This window comes from Kitasatospora sp. NPDC059088, from assembly GCF_042738155.1.
GTDB lineage: Bacteria > Actinomycetota > Actinomycetes > Streptomycetales > Streptomycetaceae > Kitasatospora.
This window is the reverse complement of record NZ_JBHYGR010000067.1, coordinates 33,879-42,558: the sequence shown is the minus strand read 5'-3', so window position 1 is coordinate 42,558 and position 8,680 is coordinate 33,879. Positions and strand designations below refer to the sequence as shown.

The 8,680-nt window shown below is 73.5% G+C and carries 4 protein-coding genes, 1 pseudogene and 1 riboswitch; of the genes and pseudogenes, 2 read left to right on the top strand and 3 right to left on the bottom strand.

Translation table 11 applies throughout. From position 1 onward, the window contains the following. Positions 1 to 145: 145 nt before the first annotated feature. Positions 146 to 3,187 (bottom strand): annotated as a pseudogene (gene infB / locus ACFWXO_RS26900) (translation initiation factor IF-2); the annotation flags it as partial. On the opposite strand from infB, the gene purB reads away from it, so the two are divergent. After that, a complete protein-coding gene (gene purB / locus ACFWXO_RS26895) occupies positions 3,070 to 4,500 on the top strand; it encodes an adenylosuccinate lyase (RefSeq protein ID WP_380526639.1) in 1,431 nt (476 codons plus the stop codon). The pseudogene infB and the gene purB overlap by 118 nt on opposite strands. Positions 4,501 to 4,507: 7 nt before the next feature. Here purB and ACFWXO_RS26890 read toward each other — a convergent pair whose 3' ends face one another. Next, entirely contained in the window at positions 4,508 to 6,049 is a 1,542-nt protein-coding gene (locus tag ACFWXO_RS26890) for an MFS transporter (protein WP_380526638.1), read from the bottom strand. A gap of 312 nt (positions 6,050 to 6,361) precedes the next feature. Next, positions 6,362 to 6,544: riboswitch (cyclic di-AMP (ydaO/yuaA leader) on the top strand. Between the two features lie 2 nt (positions 6,545 to 6,546). On the opposite strand from ACFWXO_RS26890, the gene ACFWXO_RS26885 reads away from it, so the two are divergent. Further along, positions 6,547 to 7,512, top strand: coding sequence for a peptidoglycan DD-metalloendopeptidase family protein (locus ACFWXO_RS26885; protein WP_380526637.1), 966 nt, complete (start codon positions 6,547 to 6,549; stop codon positions 7,510 to 7,512). Between the two features lie 260 nt (positions 7,513 to 7,772). On the opposite strand, the gene ACFWXO_RS26880 is transcribed toward ACFWXO_RS26885, so the two are convergent. Next, on the bottom strand, positions 7,773 to 8,498 hold the full coding sequence (locus ACFWXO_RS26880; RefSeq protein ID WP_380526636.1) for a DUF2470 domain-containing protein: 726 nt from the start codon (positions 8,496 to 8,498) through the stop codon (positions 7,773 to 7,775). Positions 8,499 to 8,680 lie beyond the last annotated feature (182 nt).

Here is an 8,680-nt window from a genome sequence, read left to right as displayed (position 1 = left end):
ACTTTTTTTTCATTCTGTTGAGGGATTACGAGATTTCTTCTGGTTTGGTGGGCTCGGTGTTGTTTAAACGAGACACACCAAACACTGCGAGACGGGGGCGGGTCCAGGGAAATACCACCCGTCGACCGACCCCGGTTGACACCGACTAGCCGCGCGGCTTCTCGCGCATCTCGTAGGTCTCGATGATGTCGTCGACCTTGATGTCGTTGAACGACCCCAGGGTGACACCGGCCTCGAAGCCCTCGCGGACCTCGGTCGCGTCGTCCTTGAAGCGGCGCAGACCCTCGATGGTGAGGCTCTCCGCCACGACCTTGCCGTCGCGCAGCAGGCGGGCCTTGGTGTTGCGGCGGATGATGCCGTCGCGGACCAGGACACCGGCGATGTTGCCGAACTTGGAGGAGCGGAAGACCTCGCGGATCTCCGCGGCGCCGAGGCGCACCTCCTCGTACTCCGGCTTGAGCTTGCCCTTGAGGGCGTTCTCGATCTCCTCGATCGCCTGGTAGATGACCGAGTAGTACCGGACGTCCACGCCTTCCTTGTCGGCCGCGGTGCGCGCACGGCCTTCGGCGCGCACGTTGAAGCCGATGATGATGGCGTCCGAGCCCATCGCCAGGTCGACGTCGGACTCGGTGATCGCACCGACGCCGCGGTGCAGCACCCGGAGCTCGACCTCCTCGCCCACGTCCAGCTTGACGAGGGCGTCCTCGAGGGCCTCGACCGAACCGGAGACGTCACCCTTGATGATGAGGTTGAGCTGCTCGATGGAGCCGGCGGCGATGGCCTTGTCCAGGTCCTCCAGGGACACCCGGACCCGACGCTGCGCGAAGGCGGCGTTGCGGTCGCGGGCCGAGCGCTTCTCGGCGATCTGGCGGGCGGTGCGGTCCTCGTCGACGACGATGAAGCTGTCGCCGGCGCGGGGCACCGAGGTCAGACCGAGCAGCAGCACCGGGCGGGACGGGCCGGCCTCGGCGAGGTTGTTGCCGTTCTCGTCCAGCATGGCGCGGACGCGGCCGTAGGCGTCGCCCACGACGATCGAGTCACCGACGCGGAGGGTACCGCGCTGGACCAGGACGGTCGCCATGGCGCCGCGGCCCTTGTCCAGGTGGGCTTCGATCGCAATACCCTGCGCGTCCTGCTCCGGGTTGGCCCGCAGGTCGAGCGAGGCGTCCGCGGTCAGGACCACGGCCTCCAGCAGCTGGTCGATGTTCAGACCCTGGCGCGCGGAGATGTCGACGAACATGGTGTCGCCGCCGTACTCCTCCGCCACCAGACCGAACTCGGTCAGCTGGCCGCGGACCTTGGTCGGGTCGGCGCCCTCGACGTCGATCTTGTTGACCGCGACCACGATCGGCACACCGGCGGCCTTGGCGTGGTTGAGCGCCTCGACCGTCTGCGGCATGACACCGTCGTTGGCCGCGACCACCAGGATCGCGATGTCGGTGGACTTGGCACCACGGGCACGCATGGCGGAGAACGCCTCGTGACCCGGGGTGTCGAGGAAGGTGATCGGGCGCTCTTCGCCGTTCACGATCGTCGCCACCTGGTAGGCACCGATGTGCTGGGTGATGCCACCGGCCTCGCCGGCCACCACGTTGGACTTGCGGATCGCGTCCAGCAGTCGGGTCTTACCGTGGTCGACGTGACCCATGACGGTGACGACCGGCGGGCGCGGGGCCAGCTGGTCCTCGTCGCCCTCGTTCGCACCGAAGTCGATGTCGAACGACTCCAGCAGCTCGCGGTCCTCGTCGTCCCGGCTGACGATCTCCAGCTGGAAGCCCATCTCGCCGGCCAGCAGCTCGAGGGTCGCGTCGGAGACCGACTGGGTCGCGGTGACCATCTCACCGAGGTTGAACATGACGGAGACGAGCGCGGCCGGGTTGGCGTTGATCTTCTCCGCGAAGTCCATCAGCGAGGCGCCGCTCGACAGGCGAACGGTCTGGCCGTTGCCGCGAGGCAGCATCACACCGCCGACGGACGGGGCCTGCATGGCCTCGTACTCCTGGCGCTTCGCCCGCTTCGACTTGCGACCGCGAGCCGGGCGACCGCCCGGGCCACGACCGAAGGCACCCTGCGTGCCACCACGGGCACCCGGGCCACCGGGACGACCGCCGAAGCCGCCGGGACGGGGGCCGAAGCCGCCGCCGCCACCAGGGGCGCCGCCACCCGGACGCGGACCGCCGAAGCCGCCGCCACCGGCCGGACGCGAGCCCGGACCGGCCGGACGACCCTGGAAGCCCGGACGGGCGCCACCGGCGCCACCCGGACCACCCGGACGGCCGCCGGGGCCACCGGGGCCACGGCCGCCGGGGCCCGGACGCGGGCCCGGAGCCGGACGCTGCGGCATCATGCCCGGGTTCGGACGCGGCATGCCGGACGGGGACGGGGCGCCGGGGCGCGGACCGGCCGGACGCGGCATGCCGTCGGGGCGCGGAGCGCCACCGGGACGCGGCGCACCGGCACCCGGGGCACCGGCGGGACGCGGACGGTCGCCACCGGGACGCGGGGCGCCACGGTCGGCACCGGGAGCACCGGCCGGACGCGGACGGTCGCCACCGGGACGCGGGGCGCCACGGTCGGCACCGGGAGCACCGGCCGGACGCGGACGGTCGCCACCGGGACGCGGACGGTCGCCGCCCTGCGCACCCGGAGCACCCGGACGGGCACCCGGCGCGCCCGGACGGCGGTCGCCGGGGCGCGCCATGCCGGTCGCGCTGCCCGAGGTGAACGGGTTGTTGCCCGGACGCGGGCCGGCCGGACGCGGGCCCGGACGGGCACCGCCGGAGGCCTGGCCCTGGCCGCTCGGCCGCGGGGCCTGGGTGGCCGGACGCGGGGCGTCGGCACCGGCCGGAGCCGGCGAGGAGAACTCGGCCGCGGGCGCGGCCGGGGCCGCCGGAGCGGCGGGACGCGCGGCCGGGCGCGGGCCCGGAGTCGGCGCACCCGGACGCGAGGCGGCCGGGGCGGCCGGAGCCGCGGGGGCGGCCCCGCCGGCCGGGCCCGCCGGCCGGGTCGGTGCGGCCTCGCGCCATCCGCCGACGTTCGGCGTGACCTCGGCTGTTAGGCTTGCGAAGCGTGAGCGCGAAGCCCCAGATCCCCAATGTCCTGGCCTCCCGGTACGCCTCGGCGACCCTGGCCCAGCTGTGGTCCCCCGAGCACAAGGTGGTCCTCGAGCGCCACCTGTGGCTCGCCGTCCTGAAGGCCCAGCAGGACCTCGGTGTCGAGGTGCCCGCGAATGCCGTCGCCGACTACGAGCGGGTGGTCGACCAGGTCGACCTCGGCTCGATCGCCGCCCGTGAGCGGGTCACCCGCCACGACGTGAAGGCCCGGATCGAGGAGTTCAGCGAGCTCGCCGGCCACGAGCAGATCCACAAGGGCATGACGTCCCGGGACCTGACCGAGAACGTCGAGCAGCTGCAGATCCGCCAGTCCCTGGAGCACGTCCGGGACCGTACGGTCGCCGTCCTGGTGCGCCTGGCCAAGCTGTCCGCCCAGCACTCCGAGCTGGTCATGGCCGGCCGTTCGCACAACGTGGCCGCGCAGGCCACCACCCTGGGCAAGCGCTTCGCGTCGATCACCGACGAGCTGCTGGTCGCCTTCCGCCGTCTGGAGGAGCTGATCGCCCGCTACCCGCTGCGCGGGATCAAGGGCCCGGTCGGCACCGCCCAGGACATGCTGGACCTGCTCGGCGGCGACACCGAGAAGCTGGCCGAGCTGGAGCGCCGGGTCGCCGGCCACCTCGGCTTCGACCACGTGCTGACCAGCGTCGGCCAGGTCTACCCGCGCTCGCTGGACTTCGAGGTGCTCACCGCCCTCGTCCAGCTGGCCGCCGCGCCGTCCAGCCTGGCCAAGACCATCCGCCTGATGGCCGGCCACGAGCTGGTCACGGAGGGCTTCAAGGAGGGCCAGGTCGGCTCCTCCGCGATGCCGCACAAGATGAACACCCGCTCCTGCGAGCGCGTCAACGGCCTGGCGGTCATCCTGCGCGGTTACGCGTCGATGACCGGCGAGCTGGCCGGCGACCAGTGGAACGAGGGCGACGTCTCCTGCTCCGTGGTGCGCCGGGTCGCGCTGCCGGACGCCTTCTTCGCCTTCGACGGCCTGCTGGAGACCTTCCTCACCGTCCTGGACGAGTTCGGCGCCTTCCCGGCCGTGATCGAGGCCGAGCTGGACCGCTACCTGCCGTTCCTGGCCACCACCAAGGTGCTGATGGGCGCGGTGCGCGCGGGCGTCGGCCGGGAGACCGGCCACGAGGTCATCAAGGAGCACGCCGTCGCCTCGGCGCTGGCGATGCGCGCCGGCGCCCGGGAGAACGAGCTGCTGGACCGCCTCGCCGCCGACGAGCGGATCCCGCTGGACCGGGCCGGGCTGGACGCGCTGCTCGCCGACCGGCTGTCCTTCACCGGTGCGGCCGGGGCGCAGGTCGCCGAGGTCGTCCGACAGGTGGAGGCCGTCGCGGCGGCCTACCCGGAGGCGGCCAAGTACGCCCCCGGCGACATCCTCTGACGAGGAGTCAGTTCTCTGACGAGGGCCCTGCCGCCGTTCCGGTGGCGGGGCCCTCGCGCGTCCGGGGGCGGCCCGGGTCGAGCGGCGGGGTGGTGGTGGCGCAGGGCCAGTCGCAGTTCGGCTCGGCCACCGGGTGCTCCTCCTCCGGCGCCAGCACATTGCCCCGGACGGTGGCGAAGGCGATCAGCCCGCCGGCGGCCAGCAGCCCCGCGCAGATCAGCATCGCGGTGTGGAAGGCGGAGTCCACCGCGGAGGGCACCCGGTAGGCGTCGCCGCTCAGTCCGGCCAGGGCCGGCAGGGCGGCGACCGCGAGCAGGCCCGCCGCGCGGGCGGCGGCGTTGTTGACGCCGCTGGCGATGCCCGCGTGCCGCACCTCGACGGCGGCCAGCACGGTGGCGGTCAGCGGGGCGACCAGCAGCGTCATCCCGGAGCCCATCACCGCGACCGCGGGCAGCACGTCCGCCCAGTAGGAGGAGCCGGGGCCGGTGCGCAGCATCAGCAGCACCCCGGCGGCGCACAGCAGCGGGCCGACGGTGAGCGGGACGCGCGGGCCGATCCGCTTGCCGAGCCGTCCGGCGCGCGCGGACAGGGTCAGCATCAGCACCGTGATCGGCACCAGGGCGAAGCCGGAGACCAGCGGGGAGAAGCCCGAGACGATCTGCAGCTGCACCACCAGCAGGAAGAAGACCCCGCTGAACGCCGCGTAGACGCAGAGGGTGACCAGGTTCACGGCGGTGAAGAGCCGGGAGGAGAACAGGCCGAGCGGCAGCATCGGGTCGGGCGTGCGCCGCTCGACGGCCACGAAGGCGGCGGCCAGCAGCAGGCCGATCGCACCGGTGACCCAGACGGCGGGGGACAGTCCCTCCCCGGCGGCGGTGAGCGCGTAGGTGACGGCGCCGAGCGCGAGGGCGGCGAGCAGGGCGCCGGGCACGTCGAAGCGGCCGGCGGCGGACTCGTCCCGGCTCTCCGGGACGTAACGGGAGGTCACCGCGATCACGGCGGCGGCCAGCGGCAGGTTCAGCAGGAAGATCCAGCGCCAGCCCGGGCCGTCCACCAGCCAGCCGCCGAGGAAGGGGCCGACGGCCGCCGACACCCCGCCCAGGCCGGACCAGAGGCCGACCGCCGCCGAGCGGTCGTCCGGGTGGAAGACCGCCTGGAGCATGGCCAGCGAGCCCGGGGTGAGCAGCGCACCGCCGATGCCCTGGACGGCGCGGGCGGCGATCAGCACGTGGATGGTCGGGGCCGCGGCGCAGGCCGCGGAGGCGACGGCGAACCAGACCACGCCGATCAGGAAGACCCGGCGCCGTCCGTAGCGGTCGCCGAGGGCGCCGCCGAGCAGGATCAGGCCGGCCAGGGTGAGCAGATAGGCGTTCAGGGTCCATTGCAGGGAGGCGAGGGAGGCGCCGAGGTCGGCGCCGATCCGGGGCAGGGCGACGTTGACGACGGTGCCGTCGAGCATCGCCATGCTGGAGCCGAGCACTGTCGCGAGGAGTACCCAGCGGCCCTGCGCGGTGCCCAGGCGCAGAGTGCCGGCTTGAGAGGTGGCCACGGGCCGAATCCTGCGCCCGCCGGGGCGTACGTGACAAGGGTCACCGGGTGGTGTGTCGGTCGGTGGCGGTGCGTGAACGGACGGTCGCACGGGGGTGGTCCCGGCGGCGCAGGGTGGTGGATCAGTGGCGCCGGGTGAATGGATCGTGCACGGAGCGTGCAAGGGATCATTCGGAGGGTGACGGGGCCGCGGGGGTTGTTGCCGATTCAAGAGATCGACATTGCTTCACCCGAACGGATGAGTTTTAGTTCAGCGACCGCCCGGCCAGTCCGGACGGATCCACCGGGTGGAACGCCGAGTCCTGCCGCTGCCCGGTGGCTCGCACCGAACTCTGTACGGCAGGAGCGGGGGACCCACAGGTAAGTCGCCGGACCGGAGTTCGCGCCTTTTCGGGCGCGGACCACCAGGGCCGGCTTGGGGTGAAGCCGCACATGCGGCCGGGCAACTCCAGCCCGAACCCGACAGCTCACCTCGCAGGCGTCGGAGAGGAAAATTCCATGCCTGCACAGGCTCGTCGTATCGCCCTGCCCCGTGCCGCCCGCATCGGCATCGCCACCGCCGTCACCGGGGCCTCGTTCGTCCTGCCGCTCGTGACCGCGATGAGCGCCCAGGCGCACACCGCCCCGGCGGCCACCACCGCCCCGGCCGCTTCCGGGGCCGCCGCTCCGGCTGCCGCCCCGGCCGCCCAGCAGAGCTACCGCGTCGTCAGCGGTGACACCCTGTCGAAGATCGCCGACGCCAAGAACGTCGAGGGCGGCTGGCACGCGCTGTACGAGCAGAACCGCTCGGTGGTCGGCGCCGACCCGAACCTGATCTTCCCCGGTCAGCAGCTGGCCCTCGCCGGTCACGCCGCCGCTCCGGCGAAGCCCGCCGCCCCGGCCAAGCCGGCCGCTCCGGCGAAGTCCGCCGCGCCGGTCACCCAGGACACCTCCGCTGCCGCGGACTCCCAGGTGCAGGTCCGGACCGAGGCCGCCAAGCCCGGCGCCCAGGTGCAGACCCAGGTTCAGACCGCCGCCCCGGCCCAGGCCGTGACCGCGGCCCCGGTCGCCGCCACCTCCGGCTACGTCGCCCCGCTCGCCAACCCCGTGCTGGGCGAGGCCTACGGCGTGGCCGGCTCGATGTGGGCCTCCGGCCACCACACCGGCCAGGACTTCGTCGCCTCCACCGGCACCCCGCTGCGCGCCGTCGCCAACGGTGTCGTGGTGAAGGCCGGCAGCGACGGCGCCTACGGCAACGAGGTCGAGATCAAGCTCGCCGACGGCAAGTACGCCCAGTACGCGCACCTGTCCTCGATCGGCGTGAGCGTCGGTCAGACCGTCACCGCCGGCCAGCAGCTCGGCCTCTCCGGTGCGACCGGCAACGTGACCGGCCCGCACCTGCACTTCGAGATCCGTACCGGTTCCGAGTACGGCTCGGACATCGACCCGGTCGCCTACCTGCGGGCGCACGGCGTCGCGCTCTGACCCTCCGGGGCCTTCCGCAGGAACGTGTGAACCACCGCTGGTGCGGGGCGAATCGACGCCCGGGATGGTCATGTCGGGTGACCGCTCGACCGGGTGATCGCCGCACCGGTGGACCTGGGCGCGGGACACGCCCAAGGCCGGCCCGGCCGTACGGGACAACCTCTCGTACGGCCGGGCCGGCCGCTGCCGTTCTCCGCTCGGTCGTCGTGGTCCACGGGTACGTCTCGTATTCGCGCTGACTGCGCAGACTGCGGCGGCGGTCAGGGGCGGCGGGCCGGGAGGCCGTGTTCGGCGGCGGCCATCAGGTCGTGCATCCGGTGGCCGAAGTCCTCGGTGTCGCGGGCGGGTTCGGGGAAGACCAGGCGGACGTCGCGGTGGCCGTGCGAGTGGTCCAGGCGCAGTACCAGGCCGTGGCGGTCCAGGGCGAGCGGGCGGACGGCCGGGCCGTGGGTGAGCAGTGCCGGGTCGAGCAGCCGGGTGAGCAGGTCGAGGGCGTCGGCGTGGTCGTCGGCCAGGTGGGTGAGCAGGGCGGCCTCGTGACGGGCCAGCGGGTCGGGGGCGGCGAGGGAGAGGTCGGCGGCGGTGAGCGCGCCGGTGCCGTACGGGGTGGCGAGGACGGCGTGGGCGACGTCGACCCGCAGGTGGACGCTGAGGCCGTCGTCGGCGAGGTGGGCCAGGTGCAGCCGGCCGGCCAGGGTGAGCCGGCCGCGGATGCGGTCGCGGACCGCCACGGGGGAGACGTCGGTGACGTCGAGCACGACGGCCAGGCCGTCGGTGGCGGTGGCGCCGGCGAGGGCCGCGACGAGCGGGGCGTCCAGCGGGGCGCGCAGGCGCAGCCGGGAGCCGTGGACGGAGACCGGGGTGTCCAGGTCGTGGTGCTCGCCGAGGGCGCGGACGGTGAGCGAGGAGGTCGCGCTGAGCAGGCTGCGGACCCGCTCGGCGGTGGTGGGCTCGGGCACCTCGGCGTCACCGGCGGTGATGCTCATGAACGGACCTCCTGTTGGTTAGGTGAGGCTAACCTAATATCCCCCTGGAGGTGTGGCAAGTGGGCGGGCGGTGGTGCGGCGGCGTGGCGGGGCGGGGATGCGCCGATGTGGCCGGGAAGGTGGTGGTGGGGGGGGGCGCGAGGTGTGGGGTGGGGGTGGGCAAAGAAAAGCCCACCCAAACC